Source organism: Clostridioides sp. LIBA-6822, assembly GCF_056688955.1.
Genome location: NZ_CP196995.1, coordinates 1,751,484 through 1,771,993 on the forward strand (window position 1 = coordinate 1,751,484; position 20,510 = coordinate 1,771,993).

General features: G+C 28.6%; 17 protein-coding genes and 2 other annotated features. All 17 genes read left to right on the forward strand.

Annotated features, from left to right (window positions below; all coding sequences use genetic code 11):
- Nucleotides 1–43 precede the first annotated feature (43 nt).
- The 17 genes from ACTG48_RS08405 to ACTG48_RS08485 all read left to right on the forward strand — a co-directional run bounded on the left by ACTG48_RS08405 (nt 44) and on the right by ACTG48_RS08485 (nt 20,404).
- A complete protein-coding gene (locus tag ACTG48_RS08405; RefSeq protein ID WP_479918585.1) occupies nt 44–355 on the forward strand; it encodes a hypothetical protein in 312 nt (103 codons plus the stop codon).
- 116 nt (nt 356–471) lie between these two features.
- Entirely contained in the window at nt 472–1,407 is a 936-nt protein-coding gene (locus tag ACTG48_RS08410) for a sugar-binding transcriptional regulator (protein WP_021384370.1), read from the forward strand.
- Between the two features lie 127 nt (nt 1,408–1,534).
- Nucleotides 1,535–3,391, forward strand: coding sequence for a PAS domain-containing sensor histidine kinase (locus tag ACTG48_RS08415; protein ID WP_021384326.1), 1,857 nt, complete (start codon nt 1,535–1,537; stop codon nt 3,389–3,391).
- A gap of 81 nt (nt 3,392–3,472) precedes the next feature.
- Nucleotides 3,473–3,713, forward strand: a binding site (T-box leader).
- Nucleotides 3,714–3,778: 65 nt separating this feature from the next.
- Nucleotides 3,779–4,014: a binding site (T-box leader), on the forward strand.
- 85 nt (nt 4,015–4,099) lie between these two features.
- Nucleotides 4,100–5,317 carry a homoserine dehydrogenase gene (locus tag ACTG48_RS08420; RefSeq protein ID WP_021384371.1) on the forward strand — a complete coding sequence of 406 codons (1,218 nt, stop codon included), beginning with the start codon at nt 4,100–4,102 and terminating at the stop codon, nt 5,315–5,317.
- A gap of 115 nt (nt 5,318–5,432) precedes the next feature.
- Entirely contained in the window at nt 5,433–5,930 is a 498-nt protein-coding gene (cdeM, locus tag ACTG48_RS08425; RefSeq protein ID WP_021384340.1) for an exosporium morphogenetic protein CdeM, read from the forward strand.
- A 243-nt stretch (nt 5,931–6,173) separates the two neighbouring features.
- On the forward strand, nt 6,174–7,439 hold the full coding sequence (gene hisD, locus ACTG48_RS08430; protein ID WP_479918586.1) for a histidinol dehydrogenase: 1,266 nt from the start codon (nt 6,174–6,176) through the stop codon (nt 7,437–7,439).
- Between the two features lie 320 nt (nt 7,440–7,759).
- Nucleotides 7,760–8,854 (forward strand): ROK family protein, encoded by a 1,095-nt coding sequence (locus tag ACTG48_RS08435; protein ID WP_479918587.1) that lies wholly within the window; start codon nt 7,760–7,762, stop codon nt 8,852–8,854.
- 1 nt (nt 8,855) lies between these two features.
- The gene (locus ACTG48_RS08440; RefSeq protein ID WP_479918588.1) at nt 8,856–9,806 is read left to right on the forward strand and encodes an N-acetylglucosamine kinase; all 951 of its coding nucleotides are present in this window, start codon (nt 8,856–8,858) and stop codon (nt 9,804–9,806) included.
- On the forward strand, nt 9,799–10,983 hold the full coding sequence (locus tag ACTG48_RS08445) for a hypothetical protein (protein ID WP_479918589.1): 1,185 nt from the start codon (nt 9,799–9,801) through the stop codon (nt 10,981–10,983). The genes ACTG48_RS08440 and ACTG48_RS08445 overlap by 8 nt, the downstream gene beginning before the upstream one ends.
- Before the next feature lie 30 nt (nt 10,984–11,013).
- Complete coding sequence (locus tag ACTG48_RS08450; protein ID WP_479918590.1) at nt 11,014–12,492, forward strand: sugar ABC transporter ATP-binding protein; 1,479 nt, start codon at nt 11,014–11,016, stop codon at nt 12,490–12,492.
- A gap of 22 nt (nt 12,493–12,514) precedes the next feature.
- On the forward strand, nt 12,515–13,465 hold the full coding sequence (locus ACTG48_RS08455) for an ABC transporter permease (RefSeq protein WP_479918591.1): 951 nt from the start codon (nt 12,515–12,517) through the stop codon (nt 13,463–13,465).
- Nucleotides 13,466–13,487: 22 nt separating this feature from the next.
- Nucleotides 13,488–14,450 carry a sugar ABC transporter substrate-binding protein gene (locus tag ACTG48_RS08460; RefSeq protein WP_479918592.1) on the forward strand — a complete coding sequence of 321 codons (963 nt, stop codon included), beginning with the start codon at nt 13,488–13,490 and terminating at the stop codon, nt 14,448–14,450.
- Between the two features lie 372 nt (nt 14,451–14,822).
- Nucleotides 14,823–15,455: a YitT family protein gene (locus ACTG48_RS08465; protein WP_021384339.1), complete on the forward strand. Its 633-nt coding sequence runs from the start codon at nt 14,823–14,825 to the stop codon at nt 15,453–15,455.
- Nucleotides 15,456–15,876: 421 nt separating this feature from the next.
- Nucleotides 15,877–15,954, forward strand: coding sequence for a K(+)-transporting ATPase subunit F (gene kdpF / locus ACTG48_RS08470; protein WP_154106831.1), 78 nt, complete (start codon nt 15,877–15,879; stop codon nt 15,952–15,954).
- A gap of 46 nt (nt 15,955–16,000) precedes the next feature.
- Complete coding sequence (gene kdpA, locus ACTG48_RS08475; RefSeq protein ID WP_479918593.1) at nt 16,001–17,677, forward strand: potassium-transporting ATPase subunit KdpA; 1,677 nt, start codon at nt 16,001–16,003, stop codon at nt 17,675–17,677.
- Nucleotides 17,678–17,701: 24 nt separating this feature from the next.
- Complete coding sequence (kdpB, locus tag ACTG48_RS08480; protein WP_021384347.1) at nt 17,702–19,759, forward strand: potassium-transporting ATPase subunit KdpB; 2,058 nt, start codon at nt 17,702–17,704, stop codon at nt 19,757–19,759.
- A gap of 18 nt (nt 19,760–19,777) precedes the next feature.
- A complete protein-coding gene (locus ACTG48_RS08485; RefSeq protein ID WP_479918594.1) occupies nt 19,778–20,404 on the forward strand; it encodes a K(+)-transporting ATPase subunit C in 627 nt (208 codons plus the stop codon).
- Nucleotides 20,405–20,510: the final 106 nt, after the last annotated feature.

Sequence of the window (20,510 nt, forward strand, 5' to 3'; positions counted from 1 at the left end):
GAGCAATATAATACATAAATTTCAATATATTGGAGGTAAATTTATGGAATTTGTACATATAGGTGTTATAACAGAAAAACAACAAGAACATGAAAAGTTTAATGAAGAATTAAAGGTTTATATAACAGACCCAAAATATACAGAGTTTAAATATGAATATTTGAGATTTGTCGAAGGAAGTCCTCTTCCAGAAATAATGCAAAAGAATCCTCATGTTGCATATAAAGTAAAAAATATGGACAAATACTTGAGTGAGAACGAAGTAATTGTAGAACCTTTTAAGGTAGGAGATAACTTGAAATGTGCATTTATAATTAATGGTGGTTTTATAATTGAATTAATGGAAGAATGTTGATATTTAAGCTAAAAAGCCTAGAATTTTTCTAGGCTTTTTTTATTATTAATACAACTTGACAAATTTTATTTAATGATATAATTTTAATTTATAATCAGCTTTGAAAGGATGAAAATATGACTATTGATAATGAAATGTTGAAATTGGTAGAAGTATCAAAAATGTATTATGAAGAAAATAAAACTCAAGCAGAAATTGCAAAAATCTTGGGTGTATCAAGACCATTGATAAGTAAGATGTTAAATAGGGCGAAAGAGATTGGAATAGTAAAAATAGAAATTAGAGAATTATTTTCTAGCAATGATTTATTGATGAATCAAATAAAAGATATATTTAGTATTAAAGGAGGGTTAATAGTTCCTGAAGCTAAAACTGAATATATAACTCAACAGACTATACTAAGTCATGGAATAAAGTATATAAAGGAAGAATTAAATAAGGTCAGTAATGTAGGTATAGGGTGGGGTTATACTATAGGTAATATAATGGAAGAAATGCAAAAGAGTGATGATAACTGTACCTTTAAAGGAGAAGTATATCCATTGGTTGGGATGGCCAATATACCAAACAAAGGGTATCATCCTAATGAATTAATATCTGTATTTTCAAATAGTACAGGATTTAGTCCTGTATTTTTATATGCCCCTGCATTTCCAACCAGCAGTGAAGAAAGAGATATATATTTGAAAACTGAAAATTATCAAAGTATAGAGAAAAAATGGGATAATATAGATACAGTAATTTTATCTATAGATAATTACCCACAGGTACCAGACCAAGCTACTGCAATTAGATTTGGGAAAAAACTTACAAAAGAGAAAGCAGTAGGTTCTTTCCTATCCTATTACTTTAATAAGGATGGGGAAATAATTAAAAGTGACAATGACTATGTAATACAAATACCTCTTGAAAAATTAAAAAAGGCAAAGAAAGTTATAGCTATATGTTCAGACACTAGTGTAGGTGCTATAACAGGTGCATTAAAAACTGGTTACATAACACATATAATAACTGATGAGAAAAAAGCGACACAAATAATTATAAACAAATAAAAAATTACATAAAATTAAATTTATTTACAAGAATATCTTATAAAATATGTTATAATTAATAGAAAATTGTCATATAATTACTTAAAGAGTACTATTGTAAATAACATTGAGAGGTAGTGGTTAGAATATGGATACCCATAATAAATATGTAAATTTTATAAAAAATATACCTGTGCCTTTTTTATATTGTAGAATCATAAAGGAACAAGAAAATATAGAATATCGAGTAGAATATATAAGTAAAGGTATGGGTAAAGAATTAAACCTAAAAGAAGGAATTTGTAATGAAAATATATTGGATTTATTACCTGTGTTTAAAAACAAAAAATATTTCAATGAGTTATTCTCAGACGATGTAGACTGTATAAAAAGATATATACCAACATTTAAAAATTGGATAAACATAAAAAAACAAATAATAGGGGAATCATACATAATTTTGTATTTTGGTAAAATTGTATTTGATTATAGACAAATAATCGATTCTTTTAATAAAAAGGAAAAAATAGCCTATATTAAAGATGAAGAAGGCATATATATAGATTGTAGTGAAAATTTAGTTCCAATATTAAATAATAATATTAAAACTACAAAAGATATATTTGGAAAGAATGATGTAGAAGTATGGGGAGAAAAAACTGGAAAATTATTTAGAAATGATTATATAGAAGGAGTATCCAGTAAAAAAAGATTTTTACAAAATTTATTTGAATACAAAGAAACGTTCTTTATGGTTGAAAAATATTTTTTATATGATGAAAATAAACTTTTAGGAACTATAGGAATAATAGGTAATATAATATATAGCGAAAATAGCAAGAAAAATTATAACTCAAAAAACTTAATGAAAATGATTGAACATTCAATTCCAGAGAACATGTTTTATAAAGACGTGTATGGAAACTATATTGGATTTAATTCAGGCTTTTTAAATTTGGCTTGTATGAATAAAGAAGAATTATTAGGAAAGAATAGTTATAAAATATCAACAGAAGAATCTTTAGTAGAGAAGATACTCAAAAGTGATAAGGATGTAGTTGAAAATAAAAAAGTGGTTACATTTGAATCAAATGTAAGTATGGATAATGAAAACAAGTGTATTGAGATTACAAAAAGACCTTTTTTTGATAGTTATGGAAGTGTCATTGGAATAATTGGAACAGCAAAAGATATAAGCAGAAGAAAAAAGCTAGAAGAAGAAATGGATAAATCTAGAATGGAGTTCTTTGCAAATTTATCTCATGAACTTAGAACCCCCATAAGTTTAATCTCATCTTCATTACAAGTGATAGAAAAAAAAGAAGCGGATTTAATAGAATCAAATGATACTTTAAAAAGAAATCTAGGTATGATAAAACAGAATGGAAACAGAATATTAAGATTGGTAAATAATTTTATAGACTTTACAAAAATGCAGTCAGGATATTTAGATTTTAAACCAGAAGAATCAGATATAATTTCATTTATAGAGGATATATGTATGTCTGTAGCTGATTTTGCAAGTCAAAATAACATACAACTTACATTTGACACAGAAATAGAAGAATTTTCAATGTTATTTGATTCAGAAAAATTGGAAAGAATAATACTAAACTTACTATCTAATGGAATTAAGTACAATAAAGAAAATGGAGAAATAAACATATTTCTATATGTGAAAGATGATGTGTTTAAAATGAAAATATCCGATAGTGGGATAGGTATACCAAAAGAAAAAATAGATAAAATATTTAATAGGTTTGAACAGATTGACAATGAACTTTCTTACAGAGTTAAAGGAAGTGGTATTGGTCTTTCATTAGTGAAATCTTTAGTTGAATTACATGATGGCAGTATATGTTTAAAAAGTCAACTTGGAGTTGGAAGTGAATTTGTCGTTTCACTGCCAGTTAGAAGAGAAAATAATACTGAAAAATGCAATTATAAAAGAGAAGTTAGCGACGAGCTAAGTAAAAAATTAGAAATAGAATTTTCGGATTTATAATTTAAGGGTAAAAAATAAAATTTTAAAAAACTATTGACAATTGATTTAGAAGGGTTTAAAATAAGTTACAACATAATAAATAAAAAAGCGATGAATAGGAAGAGTAAATCTAATTCGATTGCCAGAGAGAAGAGTCCATCGGCTGAAAGACTTTTTAAATTAGAGAGATTGAAAACTACCTAGGAGCCACTTTCCGAAGTTATCTATATTAATAGATTTTAGTAAGAATAGTCGTTAACTGCGTTAAAGTATAAAGAGAGTTTTCATAATAAATGAAAACTAAATTAGGTGGAACCGCGGGAATAATACTCTCGTCCTTATGTTATAAGGATGAGAGTTTTTTGTTATTTAAAAATATAAATAGTAATTATAATAATTATAAAAAATAAAAAAGCGATGAATAGGAAGAGTAGATTTAGTTCGACTATCAGAGAAGAAAGTTCAAAGGCTGAAAGACTTTCTAAGTTTGAAAAATTGAAAACTACCTAGGAGCTGTGGTCTGAAGTTACCTTAAAAGGTCTTAGTAAGATTAACCGTTAACTGCGTTAAAGTGTAAAGTGGATTTTATCAATAAATGATGAAATCAAATTGGGTGGAACCGCGAGTATAGACTCGTCCCTTTATCTAGGGATGAGTCTATTTTTATTGCAATAAAAGATTGAAAATAAAAAAAAATCGGAAAATTATAAATTTTAGGAGGATAATGAAATGGAGAATAAAGTAAAAATTGGAGTACTAGGATATGGAACTGTAGGAAGTGGACTTATAGATATAATAGATAATAATAAAGAAAAAAGAAATATAGAAATAGTTGGAATTTTAGTTAACAATCTAGAAAAACATAAAGGGAAAAAATATTCTAATATAATAACTAATAATATAGATGATATATTTGAAAAAGATATAGATATTCTTGTAGAAGTTATGGGTGGTTTAGAGCCAACATTATCTTATATTAAAAAGGCTTTAAATAATAAAATTCATGTTGTTACAGCAAATAAAGACTTGTTAGCTGAATGTGGAGATGAACTTGCAAAATTAGCAAGTGAAAATAAGGTAAGTATTAAATTTGAAGCTTCAGTTGCTGGAGGTATACCAGTATTAAAGCCAATAATAGAATCATTAGAAGGAAATAATATAGATAGTATAAATGCTATTTTAAACGGAACTACTAACTTCATATTGTCTAAAATGTATGATGAGAATTTATCTTATGATATGGCATTAAAACAGGCTCAAGAATTAGGCTTTGCTGAAGCAAATCCAGAGTCAGATGTATTAGGATATGATGCTGCTAGAAAACTATCAATATTATCAACTTTAGCTTATGATAATAGAGTATATTGGAAAGATGTATATTTAGAGGGAATTACAGATATAGATGAAAAGGATATTGAATATGCAAAAAAATTAAATTGTAAGATAAAGTTAATTGGTCAAAGTAAGTATGAAAATCATAAAGTAAGTGCTTTTGTTAGACCTGTCCTAGTAGAAAAAGACAACATACTTGCTAGAATAGACAATGAGTTCAATGCTGTTATAGTAAATGGTGATTCAGTAGGAGAAGTTTCTTTTGTAGGTAAGGGAGCTGGAAGCCTAGCAACAGGAAGTGCAGTTTATTCAGATGTTATTGATATAATAGATAATAGAGTTTCAAGTATAGATTCTTTTACTAAAGATAAAATACAGGTTAATAAGATAGTTAGAGAAAAGTGTGGAGCACTTCTTAGATTTAAAAAATGTAATAAAGATGAAATATTGAATATAGTTGAGAATTGCTTAGTAAATTATGATGTTTTAAATGATGATGATGAGCTTGCTATTATGGTTTATGCTGATTCTGAGTATGAAATAAATAACAGCTTATGTCTAATAAAAGACAAGGGATATTGCGAAAAAATGAATAAAATGTTGAAAATAAGTTAAAAAAGGAAAAATATAAGTTTATATGTAACATATTTTGACGATTTTAATACTATATAGTATGAGATAAAACAAAACATCTCATAAAAAATTAAAATTAAAAGGAGAGATATGTTATATGGAAAATAAAAAATATGCAAATGGTGGTTATACAGAAGATTGGTATGAAAGAGGAGAAGCTACAGCTAAATGGTTCCAAAATGATGGAGAAGAATATGAAAGAGAAGCATACGATGAAGATAGAGAAAGAAGAGGTTCAAACTGTGAATGTTCAAATCAAGAAGGAAATAGACCTAGAAACTGTGAAAGATTTAGAAGAGAAGCTGAAGTAAGAGAAAGAGAAGCTAGAGAGGCATTCTGTGAATCTGCAGAAAGAAAAAAAGAAGCATTAGCATACGAATGTGAAGCTAGAAAATTATGGAAAGAAGCAGAAAAATACTGGGATGAATATTCAGAGTTCAATTATAGAGGAATAGAATATTTAGCAGAAGCTGCTAGATTATTTGATAAAGGTATGGAATGTGAAGCTAGAAGAAATGGAAATAATGGTGGAAATAATAATAACCATTGTTGCCATAAATGCCATAAACCTAATTGTAACTGCTGTAGAAAATAAAAGAATTTCATTGACAAATCAATAGTTAAAATATATCATATTATGTATAATAAAGAGAAAATTCAGAAAAAAATTAATGATTAGAAGAATTATAAGTATAGTTATTAGACAAATAGTGCTCAGTTAGTGAGGTGAGTACAATATGATTAGACTCCTATCCTCTAGCTTTTAATAGAGGGTGGGAGTTTTTATTTATTGATGTATTTTAAATGATAATAATATTGTAAAATTAGGAGGTAAAAAATGAAAAGCATTAAAACATCAAGCACAAAAGAAAAGGTAGATGAAAAGGTTTTAAGAGAGCAAGTAAGTTCTATAATAGAAGATATAAGAAGAGATAAAGATGTTGCACTTAAAAGATACAATGAGAAGTTTGACAGAAATACAAGAGATGAATTTAGAATTACTAAAGAAGAGATAAAAGAAGCTTATAAACATGTAGATAATGAATTTATAAATAATTTAAAGATTGCTGCTGAAAATATAAGAGAATTTGCTAAAGCTCAAAAACTAAGTTTTGAAAATTCTTTTGAAAAAGAAATTTATCCAGGAGTAATCTTGGGTCAAACCAATATTCCAATAGAGTCATGCCTTGCATATGTTCCAGGTGGACAATATCCATTATTTTCAACAGCACTTATGCTTATAATACCTGCAAAAGTTGCGGGTGTAAAAAGAATAGTAGCATGTTCACCAACTATGAAAAATACTGAAGATATAAATCCTAAAACATTGGTAGCTATGGATATAGCAGGAGCTGACGAAATATATGCAACTGGAGGAGTTCAAGCTATAGCAGCGTTTACATATGGTACAGAAAAGATTAATCCAGTTGACATAATTGTGGGACCAGGGAATAAATTTGTAACTGAAGCTAAAAGACAATGTTATGGCCAAGTAGGGATTGATTTTGTGGCTGGCCCAAGTGAAGTTCTTATAATAGCTGATGAAACTTCAAATCCAGTTTATATTGCAGCTGATTTATTAGCACAATGTGAGCATGATTTAAATGCAAGGGGGATACTATTAACAAATAGTTTAGAAATAGCGCAAGAAGTTGAAAAAAATATAAAAATTATGTTAAAAGATTTGCCAACAAAAGATATAGCATATAATTCATGGGAAAATAATGGAGAGATAATACTGGTTGATGATATGGAAGAAGCCATTAAAATAAGTAATTTTTATGCTCCAGAACATTTAGAAGTTGCAGTAAAGGAATATAATGAAATTTGTGATAAATTAATTAACTATGGTTCGCTATTTATTGGAAATCTTTCTGCTGAAGTATTTGGTGATTATGTTTCAGGTACAAATCATACATTGCCAACACTTAAAGCATCAAGATATACTGGTGGCGTTTGGGTTGGTACATTTATAAAAACTTGTACAAAGCAGATATTAAATGAAAAAGCTATAGAATCATTGGCACCTATTGCTGAAAAACTAGCAAAAGAAGAAGGATTATATGCACATGCAAAGGCAGCTGAAGTTAGATTTAAAAAATAGATTTAGAAACAATCTATTTTAAATTTATTTCTTTTATATAAACAACCATATGAACAACTATATAAACAACTTTAAAATATTTTTATAACATATGAAAATACATCAAGTTTAAAGGTTAGAAGAGTTTCAATAGTAGCTTTACACCCATTATAAATTTTATAAAAATATAATATATGTATGAAGTTATAATAGAAAAGTCGTTTTATGATAATTTTAATTTATCTTGAAACGACTTTCTTATTGAAAATTTGTTGACAAATTTAACTTACACATATTATACTAAACTTAATAAATAAAGTTTATAAAGTAAGGTGTTGTTTATGAAAAATATAGTTGGAAAACCACAGACGATAAAAAAAGTAAATGAAGACTTAATAAAAAATATTATAAAAAATGAAGGACCTATAACAAAACCAGAAATTTCGAGTATTACTGAGTTGAGTTTAGCTACAGTTAATAAAATTGTAGAACAGTTAGCTTTGAAGAAGGAAGTTAAAGTAAGTGGATTAAGTGAGTCTACTGGAGGGAGAAGAGCTCAATTATTTGAAATAAATGCAAACTTAGAACACATAATAGCTTTATATTATTATAGAAATAGCTGTATAGGGGTAGTTGCAAATTTATTAGGTGATATAACTTATAAAGAAGAATTCAATATAAGAATGGATACATATGAAAACGTTAACAAAGATACTTTTTTTGTTATAGATACTCTAATTCAAAATGTAAGAGGAAACAATATAAGGGCTATTGGGATTGGTGTTCCAGGAGTTGTAAAAAATGGTGTAGTTAAAAATATACCAACTATAAAAAGTTGGGAAGGAATAAATTTAGAAGATTTAATAAAGAGTAAATACAATACTAAAGTATTTATAGAAAATGATACAAATATTACTACTATAGGAATTTATCAAAAACAGTATAAAGATGAATATAAAAATATGGCACTTATGTATTTAGAAGATGGTATTGGTTCTGGTATAGTTATAAACGGTGAATTATATCTAGGTAATACAAATTTTGCTGGAGAATTAGGTTATTTAAATATAGAATTTGGCAAGTATAATAGCAATAATTTAACTATTGAAGATTATATTTTAAGCTTAAGAAAAAGATACTTAGAGAGCAAAGATAATAAATTTAAAAAAGAAATTTTATCTATAATATCAAATTTTGTAAGGACCCTTGTTTGTGTTTTAAATCCAGAAGCTATGATTATACAGTGCAATATATTAACTAAAGCTGACATGGAATTTATAAAAAAAGATGTAAGTAAGAGTGTTGGAGAAGAAAATTTCCCTAGACTAATAAAGGTGGAATCATTGAAAGAAGGAAGTATAGATGGAGTAATTAGTATGTGTTTAAAAGAAACTGACTATCAATATTCCTTATCTAATAAAAAAGGAGGATATTAATGTGAAATATTTGATTTCAATAGACGGAGGAGGAACAAAAACAAAATTTTGTGTAAGTGATTTAGATGGGAACATATTAAAGGAACATACTACAGGTTCAACTAATTATAAGTCAGTTGGAATTCAAAAAACATATGAAAATATTAATAATGGATTTAATAAAATATTAAAAGATTTACATATTGATTATGCTGATATTGAGTACACTGTATTTGGTATATCTGGGTGTGATTCTCCTAATGATTATAATATTATAATGGATGAAATATTAAAGATTGGACTAGATAAAGAAAAAATATATCTAGTAAATGACGCAGTTTTAGCTTTTTATGCACAAACTAATGCTCCTGGCCTGGTAATTGTAGCTGGGACAGGTTCAATAATACTGGGAATTAGAGAAGATGGAGAAATATATAGAGTTGGTGGATGGGGATATAACTTTAGTGATTTGGGTTCTGGATATGATATAGGGAGAAAATTACTAAAGAAAGTTTTACTTTATTGTGATGGGTGTCATGAATATAGTGATTTGTTTAATTGCGTTTTAGATTTCTTTAGAACAGATAGCTTTGAACAACTTACATATACAATTACTGAGATAAACAACAATGTTGAAATAGCAAATTTAGCTTCATTAGTGATTGATTGTGCTGAACAAGGTGATAAATTAGCTATTAAAATATTGGAAGAGTCATCAACTGAATTGTCTAAATTAGCTCAAGTAATATTAAATAAGATATCTAATTCAATGAAAGATAATAAAAGTGAAATAAATATAGTTTTATCCGGTGGTACATTAAACAGAACTGTATATGCTCAAATGTTAATGAATAATTTAAAAAGAGAAAATACAGATAAAAAATTGAAATTTATACTCCAAGAAAATCAGCCAGTATATGGAGGTATAAGGCTTGCTATGGCATTAGCTAATAGGAGGGTCAAACATGGATAGAAAAAAAGTAATAGTACAAATCTTTACAGGTGGATTTAAAAACAAAGAAATAAAATTTAATGATATAAAACATAAATTATTAGAATTATTGGACTGTATTGAAATAGAAAAGGTCATTATGGGTTGGAGTGTAGATAAAGAGCTATATATAGAAACTAAAAAACTATTAAAAAAATATAATGTTGAATTATATCTTTGGTTACCATGTTTTTCAGAAATAGGATTACTTAAAAAAAGTAATTTATTAGTTGATTATACTGGAAAAGAAGTTAAAGGATACGCTTTACAAGAAGATGAAAATTTTGAATTTTATTGTCCAAATAATAAGGAAAATATAGAAAATATAAAGAAAGTTTATAATACTTATTTTAGTGAAATTGATTTTGATGGAATTTTCTTAGATAAGATAAGGTATGGTTCTTTTTCAAACAAATTAAATGGTGTTTTTAATTGTTTTTGCAAAGATTGTTTACCTATTTATAAAGCAAGCAATATTGATAAAAAGTCATTAATTATGGAAATGAAGAATATGTCTAGTGAAGTTATAGGCAATGAAAATACCCCATTTGGTATAACAGAATACACTAATGGAAAATACAAATTTAAAAATAAAATATGGGAAGATTTTTTCGAAATAAAAAGTAAAAATATATACAATGCGTTAGAAGATATAAGCAATTATTTCAAAAACAAAGGATTGAAAATAGGTATAGATACTTTTTCTCCTTTTATTTCTTACTTTGCAGGTCAAGATTTAGAAAGATTACAAGACGTAGCAGATTTTATAAAACCAATGATGTATAGAGCTACAAAAGCTCCAGCAGGTCTACCATTTGAATTTGAAAGATTAGTTGATGAATCTGTACATGGAAATAAAGAACTTGCAAAAGAAAGTTTTTTAGAAATTTTAGGAATCAAAGAGTATCGAGGAGATATATATCCTATAAACTTTGTACTGAAGGAAATCGATTTTATGACAAAAAATATTGCTACAGATATATATATAGGTATTGAAATAAATAACAAAGAAATTATAGCTCCTGTTACACCTAAATACATAAGTAAGAATATTTCAAATATAAATAAGACAGCAGTAAAAGGGTATGTTCTATCTTGGGATTTATTATCAGCACCAAAAGAAAATATTGATGAAGTTATAAAATGGTTTAGGAATTAGTGAGGTGATATAGTGAGTAAAATACTGGAAATGCAACAAATATATAAAAGCTTTGGGAAGGTAGATGTTTTAAAGGGTATAGATTTTGACTTAGAAAAAGGAGAAGTAAGAGCACTTTTGGGAGCCAATGGAGCAGGTAAGTCTACACTTATTAAAATTTTAGGAGGCGTTCATCCTCAAACTAAAGGTAAAGTGATTTTAAATGGCAATGAAATAATATTTAAAAACCCACATCATTCTAAAGAAAATGGTATTAGCATAATTTATCAAGAGTTAAGTCTGATACCAACACTTACAGTACTTGAAAATGTTTTTCTTGGTAGAGAAACTTTAAAGGGAATCGTGTTTTTAAATAAGAAAGATATGCTAGAAGAATATATTAAGATTTGTGAAGATTTTGATTTTAATATAGACCCATATACAGTAGTTTCTAATTTGAGTGTGGCAAATCAACAAATGGTTGAGATAATGAAAGCTGTTTCATGTAATTCTGAAATTATCATAATGGATGAACCGACAACATCACTTACTAACAATGAAAAAGATGGACTATTTAAAATAATAAATAGATTGAAAGCTAAAGGCAAAACAATAATTTACATTTCTCATATATTAGAAGAAGTTTTTAAGGTATGTGATAGTGCAAGTATAATGAAAAATGGAACTATGATTGGAACTTATGATGTAAAAGACTTAACTAAATTAAAAATAACTCAACTTATGACAGGAAATGATAATCATAAACTCATTGAGAAAAAGGATTATACATTTGCAAAGTATGAAGAACCTCCAGTACTAGAAGTTAAGAATATAAGTTGGTCCAATAAAATAAAAAATGTTTCATTTAAAGTTTATAGAGGAGAAGTTGTAGGTCTAGCAGGTCTTGTAGGTTCAAGAAGAACTGAAATTATAAATTTGATATTTGGGATAGATAATAAAGATAGTGGAGATATATTTATAAATGGTAAAAAAGTAGATATAACTTCTCCTAAAATTGCTATAAAAAATAAAATAGGGTTGATTCCTGAGGACAGAAAAAATCTAGGTCTAATTTTAGAGCAAGCTATATATACTAATTCAGCATCAGTACAAATTGATAAATTCAAGAAATTCTTGTTTATAGATAGAAATAGGGAAATTGAGTTTTCTAAAAAGGGTGTTAAAGAACTAGGAATAAAAGTTAGTGATGTAAAACAAGAGGTAAAAGAGCTTAGTGGTGGAAATCAACAAAAAGTAGTAGTTTCTAAATGGTTAGAGAAAGATTTAGATTTAATAATATATGATGAGCCGACAAAAGGAATAGATATTGCTGCAAAAGAAGATATTTTTAATACAATAAAAGAATTTTCAAGTAAAGGAATAGGAGTAATATTTATATCTTCTGATTTAGAAGAAGTAATAAGAGTAAGTGATAGAATTTTAGTAACTAGAGAAGGTTCTATTGTAGATGATTTAAAAAATGAGAATATAAAGGTTCAAGACATAATGAGTAGTATATTTAATGTATAAAAAATAAAAATGGAGGACTGAGATGAAAAAAGCTTTTGAGAAATTAAATTTAAGAGATTATGGAGTATTAATAGGTTTTTTAGCTTTATGTATAGCTATAAGTATTGCAACTCCATCATTTTTAGGTAAACAAAATATACTTAATCTTTTACGACAATCTTCTATAATCGGAATAATTTCAGCAGGTATGACTTTTGTTATAATATCTGGAAACTTTGATATATCAGTTGGAGCAGTAGCAGCTCTTGCAGGTGCTATAACAATGAAATTTGCAACTGGTGGAACTAATTTGTTTGTATCTATGATTTTAGGTATAGCAATTTGTGCAGTAATAGGATTAATCAATGGGATAGTAGTTGCAAAGATAAATGTACCATCACTAATAGCTACCATGGCTATGGTCACTATTGTAAGAGGATTGTTATTGATGCTTACAGGAGGATATCCAATTACTGAGAATATACCAATACTTGATTACATTGGAAATGGATATTTGTTTAATATACCAATACCAGTAGTAATTTTCTTTATAGTAGTATTTGCTTCATTTGTTGTACTTAATAAAACTAAGTTTGGTAGATATGTTTATTCTGTAGGAGGTAATCAAGAAGCAAGTAAACTTAATGGTATAAATGTAGATTCTCATAAAATAAAAGTATTTATTATCAATGCTATACTTGCAGGGATAGCTGGTATTGTGCTAACTGGAAGACTTGGAACTGCCACTGCGATTGCAGGTGAAGGATATGATATGGATGCAATTGCATCTGTTGTAATAGGAGGTACCTCCGTGGCAGGAGGCTCTGGTTCTGTACTTAAAACAGTTATAGGTGTATTACTTATGAGTGTTATAAACAACAGTTTTAATCTTCTTGGAATAGATGTATATTTCCAGTACATATTTAAAGGATTAATAATCTTAGCAGCGGTTGGATTTGATTCTTATAGCAAGAAAAAACTTGCTTCAAGATAAAAAATAAGAGGGGGAATTTTTTATGAAAAAATTAATGAAACATTTAGCGTTTTTACTATCACTTATTATGATATTCAGTCTAGTTGGATGTTCTGATGGTGGTGGCAAAGAAACGAGTGGAGAAAAGAAAGTAGCAGTATTATTGCCAGGTTCAACAGGTTACTTTGTAGCAACTAAACAAGGGATAGATGCAAAATCTAAAGAATTAGGTGTAAATGTAGAATATGCAGATGCTCAATGGGATGCTAGTAAACAATTGTCACAAGCTGAAGATTTTATGGCTAAAGGCGTAGATATGATTGCATTATGCGGAGTTGATTCTGCTGTAAGTGAGAGAATAGTTAAAGCTGCTAATGATTCAGATGTTCCTATAATAGCATTTACAAATTCTATAGGAAGTAATCCAACAGGAGAATTTAAAGGCTTAGTTACATATATAGGACAAAATGAGGAAGAGACAGGAGCATTAACAGGTAAAATTGCTAAAAACTTATTAGGAGAAGCTGGAGGAAAGGCTGTATTAATAGAAGGTGTTCCAGGAACTACTCCACAAGTATTAAGAAAAAAAGGTCTTGAGAAAGAATTAAAAGATAGTAACATACAAATAGTTTATAACCAAACTTCAAATTGGGAGAAAGAACAAGCATTAAAGGTAACAGAAGATTTAATTCAAAAGAAAACTGATTTTAATGTTATAATATGCCAAGATGATAACTCTGCTACAGGAGCAGGACAAGCTTTAAAAGATGCTGGTCTTAAAGATAAAGTTAAAGTTATAGGTTTGGGTGGAAGTAAAGATGGATTAAAAGCTATAACTGATGGATTAATAGATGGTACAACTTATATGTCTGCTGTGGAAGAAGGAGCATTAGTTGTAGAAAAGGCATCTAATTTCCTTAAAGGTGAAAAAGTAGAACCTGTTACACAAATTAAACAAGTTGAAGTTAACAAGGACAATATTTCAGAATTTAAGGGTGAATGGTAAAGTATTACAGAAAATAAATAAAATAACTAGAGTTACTTTATATAGTTTCTAAAGTAACTCTTTTTTTAAATCTAACTTAGTGATAAATTATTGAATAGTATTTCTAAACAAATAAAAAATTAATATAAACAAAGACTTAACTATACTAAATTATAAGTCAAATTAATATAAACTTTTGTAAAAAAGGAAAACGTCTAAGGTGTTGGAAATACTTAGGTGTAGATGGAACGCTAAAAAAACATAAAAAAACATAAAAAAAATGTTGAAAAAAATATAGAAATTTTGTATAATTAAAGATTTGAAAAGTGCGGTATACAAAGCCAATTCTTTTGTATATAATATATATAAATTAAGAAAAAGGAAGGGATATGTATGGCCAGGCGGTTATTTTTAGAAAGGATTGGACTTATATTTTTAGGTTCAGCAATATTAGCATTTGGAGTTTACAATTTTTATTATTTAAACAACATAACAGAAGGTGGAGTGTTAGGTATTTTACTACTGTTAAAAAATTTATTCAATATACAACCAGCAATAGCAAATGTTGTAATAGATGGTTTACTACTTTTAGTAGGATATAAATTTTTCGGTAAAAAGTTCCTAATATATTCAATAGTAGCTTCTATAACTTTTTCAGTGTTATATGACTTATTTGAAGCTATAGGACCTCTGGTACCACAATCACAAAATATGCTTTTATCAACTGTTTTGGCAGGTGTAACTGTTGGAACTGGTGTAGGTATAGTAGTAAAAGCAGGTTGTGCATCAGGAGGAGACGATGCTTTAGCATTAGTAATTTCTAAGACTACATCTTTGAACATAGGGCAAGTTTATTTAGCAACAGATGTTATTGTATTGTTGTTATCATTATTTTATCTATCAGCGTTTGATATATTTTATTCTTTGATTGCTGTTACAATTAGTGGTAAAGTAATTGATTTTATCTATTATCATGGTAAAAGTTTAGATATGGATATAAGTAATGACATAGTTCCAGAATGTTAATATAAATTAAATAACATTAGATTTTATTAAAGATGGCAAATTTGCCATCTTTTTTTGCGTCTAAATATTTATAGTAGACATTTTCTTATATAGATTTTTATAAATTCAACATAATAAATTGTATTGGAATCTCTAGGAATACGGTTGCTAGATGTATGTTTTAAAAACTCAATTTTATATTTATGAAATACTAATCAGTAATAGATGTTTCTTAATCCTATCTTTATACCTAAAATGATAAGATAAATGAAGTAGCAATACAAAACTAAAATTTGTAAAAGAAATTAAATTAAATGGAGGAGTTAAAATGTTGGATATAGTTATGATAGCATTGTTACTCATAGGATTTATTTCCATGAAGTTGCTTGCTGACTGGTGTGGGAAACAAACTGAAAAAAAATAATGTATGGAGGGATTACCTATGTGGTTTCTGGCAGTTGTAATTATAATGTTAGTAATATATTTGGTGTATGCGCTTATTAATCCTGAAAAATTTTAAATAGTATAAGGCTAATAAGTAAGTTGAATTGGGGGGAACAATTTTTATGGTGCAGATAGTAATAGTGTTAGCAATTTTTATGATTTTAGTAATACCTATGGGCAAGTATTTATATCATATAGCCACTAATCAAAAAACATTTGGAGATAGACTATTTGATAAAGTAGACAATTGTATATATAAGGTATGTAGTATAGATAAGAAAAAAGAAATGAATTGGAAACAGTATGCCTTAGCTTTAGTATTTACAAATGCAGCTATGGTATTTATAGGATATATCATACTTAGAACTCAAAGTATGCATATCTTTAATCCAAGTGGAATTAAAGGCATGGAACAAGGTTTATCATTCAATACAATCATAAGTTTTATGACAAATACAAACCTTCAACATTATTCAGGTGAATCAGGGCTTTCATATTTTAGTCAGATGACAGTGATAATATACATGATGTTTACATCAGCAGCAACAGGATATTCAGCTGCGATGGCATTTGTAAGAGGTTTGGTTGGTAAAAAGAAAACAATGGGAAATTTTTATGTAGATTTAATTAGAATAACAACAAGAGTACTTTTGCCAGGAGCTTTAATTGTTGGGATTATATTAGTTACACAAGGAGTACCACAAACTTTTGCAGGAACAGAAACAGTGACTACTATAGAAGGAAAACTTCAAGATATAGCTAGAGGTCCTGTAGCAGCTCTTGAATCAATAAAACATTTAGGAACAAATGGTGGAGGATTCTTTGGTTCAAATTCATCACACCCATTTGAAAACCCAACTATAATATCAAATATAGTAGAAATGTTGTCTATGATGATATTACCAGGAGCTTGTGTTGTTGCATTTGGGCATATGATAAAGAATAAAAAACAAGGTTGGGTTGTATTTGGGGCAATGTCAATCATATTTTTAATAGGTCTAATGGTTTGTTTTAAAGCAGAGAGTTCAGGGAATCCTATTTTATCACAATTGGGGCTTAGTCAAAGTATGGGAAGTATGGAAGGTAAGGAAGTTAGATTTGGTATAGCACAATCTGCATTATTTACAACAGTAACAACTTCATTTACAACAGGTACAGTTAATAATATGCATGATACCTTAACTCCTTTAGGAGGTCTAGTACCACTTTTGAATATGATGTTAAATGTTGTATTTGGTGGTAAAGGTGTAGGTCTTATGAATATGTTGATGTACGCCATAATAGCAGTGTTTTTATGTGGATTAATGGTAGGAAGAACACCAGAATTTTTAACTAAGAAAATCGAAGGAAAAGAAATGAAGCTTATTGCTTTACTTATTATACTACACCCACTTTTGATACTTATGTTCTCTGGTCTTTCAGTTGCAGTACCAGCAGGGCTTGAAGGAATTTCAAATCCTGGATTCCATGGATTATCACAAGTATTATATGAATTTTCATCTTCAGCGGCCAATAATGGTTCAGGATTTGAAGGTCTAGGAGATAATACTATGTTTTGGAATATAACAACAGGTATAGTTATGTTCTTTGGAAGATATGTATCTATTATAATACTACTTGCTATATCAAGTTTATTGGCATCTAAGAAAGCTGTAAATGAAAGTATAGGAACACTTAGAACAGATAATTTCACATTTACAATAATTTTAGTACTGGTTGTTTTAATTGTTGGTGCTTTAACATTTTTCCCAGCCTTAGCGCTTGGACCTATTTCAGAGCATCTAGTGTTATGGCACTAAAAAATTGGGAGGGAGTAAAGTTTTATGGAAACTAAAAAAACAAAGTTTATTACAAAAGATATTTTCAAAACTTCCATTATAGAAGCTTTTAAAAAGTTAAATCCTAAATATATGATGAAAAATCCAGTTATGTTTGTTGTAGAGATTGGCTTTATAGTAACATTGATACTTACAATAATACCTAGCTTGTTTGGTGATGAAGGCAATAATTTAAGAGCCTATAATGGGATTGTGACAATAATATTATTTATAACAGTGCTTTTTGCAAATTTTGCTGAAGCTGTAGCTGAAGGTAGAGGAAAAGCACAAGCAGATACATTGAAGAAAACTAGAAAAGACACAGTAGCAAGGGTTTTGGATAAGCTAGGAAATGAAAAAATGATAAGTGCAAGCGAACTAAAACTTGGCGATATTGTTTTAGTAAATGCAGGGGAAGTTATTCCAAATGATGGAGAAGTTATAGAAGGAATAGCTTCTGTGGATGAATCAGCAATAACTGGAGAATCCGCACCTGTGATGAGAGAATCTGGTGGAGATTTCGCTTCTGTTACAGGGGGTACTACAGTTGTAAGTGACTGGTTAAAAATAAAAATAACAACAAAACCAGGGGAATCATTCTTAGATAAAATGATAGCTCTTGTAGAAGGTGCTTCAAGACAAAAAACGCCAAATGAGATTGCTTTAAATACATTGTTAGTGGGATTAACTCTTATATTTATGGTTGTATTAATCTCTCTTTATCCAATGGCAAATTATGCAGGGGTTAAGATTCCAATTTCTACTATGATAGCACTTTTGGTGTGCTTAATACCAACTACTATAGGTGGATTATTGTCAGCTATTGGTATTGCAGGTATGGATAGAGTAACGAGATTCAATGTTATTGCAATGTCAGGTAAAGCAGTAGAAGCTTGTGGTGATGTTGATACTATGATTTTGGATAAGACAGGTACTATTACCTATGGAAATAGACTTGCATCAGAATTTATAGCAGTTGGAAATGCAGACTCAAAAGACTTAATAAACTATTCTGTTATGTGTTCATTAAAAGATGATACACCAGAAGGAAAGTCTATAGTTGATTTAGGAATGAAATTAGGCTCAACAGGTAAAACAAAAGAAGCAGAGCAAGCTGAATTCGTAGAATTTTCTGCACAAACTAGAATGAGTGGGATTAATTTAGCTAATGGTAGCGCTATAAGAAAAGGTGCTTATGATAGCATAATAAAACGAGTAAAAGAATCTGGTGGAATAGTGCCAGAAGATTTAGAAGAAAATGTAAACCGAGTAGCTAAATTAGGAGGTACACCTTTAGTAGTATGTGTAGATAATGAGATATATGGAATTATCTACTTAAAGGATACAGTAAAATCAGGGCTTGTAGAAAGATTTGCTAGACTTCGTGAGATAGGAATAAAAACAATCATGTGTACGGGGGATAATCCTCTAACAGCAGCTACAATTGCAAGAGAAGCTGGAGTAGATGGATTTATTGCAGAATGTAAGCCAGAAGATAAAATAGATGCTATAAAGAAAGAACAATTAGAAGGTAAAATAGTAGCTATGACAGGTGATGGAACAAATGATGCTCCTGCACTTGCTCAGGCAGATGTAGGTCTTGCTATGAATAGTGGTACAACATCTGCAAAAGAAGCAGCAAATATGGTAGATTTAGATTCAGACCCAACTAAGATATTAGAAGTTGTTGAAATAGGAAAACAACTTTTAATAACTCGTGGAGCTTTGACAACTTTTAGTATAGCAAATGATGTTGCAAAATATTTTGCAATTATACCAGCTATATTTACTCTTGCAATACCTCAGATGGAGATATTAAATATAATGAAACTTTCTACATCATTTAGTGCGATATTATCAGCTTTAATATTTAATGCTATAATCATCCCATGTTTAATACCTCTTGCAATGAAAGGCGTAAAATATAGACCTATGAAATCACAAGCTATGTTAATGAGAAATATGATTATCTTTGGTCTTGGAGGAGTTATAGTTCCATTTTTAGGAATAAAATTAATTGATTTATTAATTACACCTTTAGTAATGGTTCTTAATTTAGGTTAATAAATGGAGGATATAAAAATGAAAACATTAAAACCGGCACTGCTTGTAAGTCTTGTATTGTTAGTTGTTTGTGGACTTGTATATCCACTTGCTCTGACAGGCGTAAGTCAAGTTGCATTTAGAGATAAAGCTAATGGAAGTATGATAGAAGTAAATGGTGTAAAAGTAGGTTCAGAACTTATTGGTCAAAACTTTACAGATGCTAGATTCTTTAAAGGAAGAGTATCATCAATAAACTATAATACTTATACAAAAGAAGATTTAAAACCAGATAAAGATGGAAATGCATCTTATGGAGGCGTTTCATCAGGCTCTTTTAATTATGGAGCTACAAATCCAGAACTTCGTGATAGAGTACAAAAAGATATAGAAAAGTTTTTAAAGGATAATCCAACTGTCAAAAAAGGAGATATACCAACAGACTTACTTACAGCGTCAGGTTCAGGTCTTGACCCTAATGTAAGTCCAGCTTCTGCAAAGGTTCAGATACCTGCTGTAGCAAAAGCATCAGGGATATCAGAAAATAAATTACAAAAAATTGTAGATGATAATACTTCTAAAAAACTGTTTGGAGTTTTAGGTGAAGATAGGGTAAATGTGTTAAAGGTTAATATAGAGGTAGCAAAAATATTAGGTCTTGTATAGTATTTTGTAGAGCTTTTGTAGCAAAGTATTATGTATGACTTAGTCTAAAGCTTTATATTTAAAAGGTGGAAATCGATAATGATTTTCACTTTTTTTGTTTGAACAT

What these genes read in the sequence shown, in the direction of transcription:
- ACTG48_RS08445 (WP_479918589.1), top strand. Translation starts at nt 9,799, where the DNA reads ATGGATAGAAAAAAAGTAATAGTACAAATCTTTACAGGTGGATTTAAA.
- ACTG48_RS08435 (WP_479918587.1), top strand. Translation starts at nt 7,760, where the DNA reads ATGAAAAATATAGTTGGAAAACCACAGACGATAAAAAAAGTAAATGAA.
- kdpA (WP_479918593.1), top strand. Translation starts at nt 16,001, where the DNA reads ATGGTGCAGATAGTAATAGTGTTAGCAATTTTTATGATTTTAGTAATA.
- ACTG48_RS08410 (WP_021384370.1), top strand. Translation starts at nt 472, where the DNA reads ATGACTATTGATAATGAAATGTTGAAATTGGTAGAAGTATCAAAAATG.
- ACTG48_RS08460 (WP_479918592.1), top strand. Translation starts at nt 13,488, where the DNA reads ATGAAAAAATTAATGAAACATTTAGCGTTTTTACTATCACTTATTATG.
- hisD (WP_479918586.1), top strand. Translation starts at nt 6,174, where the DNA reads ATGAAAAGCATTAAAACATCAAGCACAAAAGAAAAGGTAGATGAAAAG.
- ACTG48_RS08485 (WP_479918594.1), top strand. Translation starts at nt 19,778, where the DNA reads ATGAAAACATTAAAACCGGCACTGCTTGTAAGTCTTGTATTGTTAGTT.
- ACTG48_RS08420 (WP_021384371.1), top strand. Translation starts at nt 4,100, where the DNA reads ATGGAGAATAAAGTAAAAATTGGAGTACTAGGATATGGAACTGTAGGA.
- kdpF (WP_154106831.1), top strand. Translation starts at nt 15,877, where the DNA reads ATGTGGTTTCTGGCAGTTGTAATTATAATGTTAGTAATATATTTGGTG.
- ACTG48_RS08455 (WP_479918591.1), top strand. Translation starts at nt 12,515, where the DNA reads ATGAAAAAAGCTTTTGAGAAATTAAATTTAAGAGATTATGGAGTATTA.
- ACTG48_RS08405 (WP_479918585.1), top strand. Translation starts at nt 44, where the DNA reads ATGGAATTTGTACATATAGGTGTTATAACAGAAAAACAACAAGAACAT.
- ACTG48_RS08465 (WP_021384339.1), top strand. Translation starts at nt 14,823, where the DNA reads ATGGCCAGGCGGTTATTTTTAGAAAGGATTGGACTTATATTTTTAGGT.
- ACTG48_RS08415 (WP_021384326.1), top strand. Translation starts at nt 1,535, where the DNA reads ATGGATACCCATAATAAATATGTAAATTTTATAAAAAATATACCTGTG.
- cdeM (WP_021384340.1), top strand. Translation starts at nt 5,433, where the DNA reads ATGGAAAATAAAAAATATGCAAATGGTGGTTATACAGAAGATTGGTAT.
- kdpB (WP_021384347.1), top strand. Translation starts at nt 17,702, where the DNA reads ATGGAAACTAAAAAAACAAAGTTTATTACAAAAGATATTTTCAAAACT.
- ACTG48_RS08450 (WP_479918590.1), top strand. Translation starts at nt 11,014, where the DNA reads ATGCAACAAATATATAAAAGCTTTGGGAAGGTAGATGTTTTAAAGGGT.